This window comes from Vibrio sp. 1401 (assembly GCF_033340295.1).
Genome location: NZ_JAWOWF010000147.1, coordinates 1 through 1,052, shown reverse-complemented (window position 1 = coordinate 1,052; position 1,052 = coordinate 1). Strand labels below are relative to the sequence as shown.

The following is a 1,052-nucleotide window of genomic DNA, read 5'->3' as shown; positions in this document are numbered from 1 at the left end:
ATTAGCGATTTTGCTTGGCATTATCACTTGTTTGCTTGTGACTAAGATTAAGCCGAGCTACGTTTTTGCTGGTGCAGCCTTTATTGCTTTCATGGCGGGAATGATGGATTCCACGACCATTGCTGCGAACTTTACCAACTCATCATTGTTAACTTTGGTCCTGCTGATTCTCGCTTCTTGTGCATTAGAAAAAACGTTACTGATCAGTTGGGTGAGCCGTAGTATTTCAGAAGGTCATTTAGGCAGTGTGATCGCCAAGCTTGGGTTATCGACCGCCTTACTGTCTTCCTTTACCAACAATACGGCCGTTGTTGTGTCTTTGATTGGTGCGATTAAACGCAATCAACAGCACGCGCCTTCTAAGCTACTGATTCCACTTTCTTACGCGGCGATATTTGGCGGCACAGTAACGCTTATCGGTACTTCGACCAACCTTATTATTAATAGCTTTGTGGAAGATGCAGGGCTACCGAGTCTGAGCTTTTTTACTCCGACGATGATTGGCTTGGCTGTCTTAGCGGGTGGTCTTTTAATTCTTATTCCGCTGAGCTATTTGCTGCCAAGTTACGATGACCAAAACCAAGAAGACTTACCGTATTTCCTTGAATCTCGTGTTGAACCTGGTTCACCTTTGGTTGGCCGTACCATCAGTGAAAACAATCTGCGTGCACTGCGTAAGTTGTTTCTTGCAGAGGTGGTTCGTGATGGCGTGACGGTATCGTCAGTTGGCCCCGACTTCGTGCTGAAAGCGAAAGATCGCCTGCTGTTTTGTGGCGATGTCGAAAGTGTGGCGACCTTGCAAGAAATTCCGGGGCTGACTCTATTTGGGCAACAGCATTTGAATGGTCAAAACTTTATTGAAGTGGTGGTCAGTTCCTCTGCAACCTTCTGCCATAAGACCTTGAAAGAAAGCCGCTTCCGCGATCGTTTTGATGCGGTTGTTGTCGCCATTCGTCGTGGGCATGAGCGCTTGGAAGGTGGATTGGGCAGTATTACCTTAGCTCCGGGCGATACTTTAGTGCTGGTGCCGGGCAAGCGTTTCGAATCTGAGC

1 protein-coding gene is annotated in these 1,052 nt (G+C 47.4%); it reads left to right on the top strand.

Translation table 11 applies throughout. The annotated features are described in order from the left end of the window. Window positions 1-1,052, top strand: a 1,052-nt coding sequence (locus R7Z77_RS24180) for an SLC13 family permease (RefSeq protein WP_318136904.1), incomplete at both ends; no start/stop codon positions are given.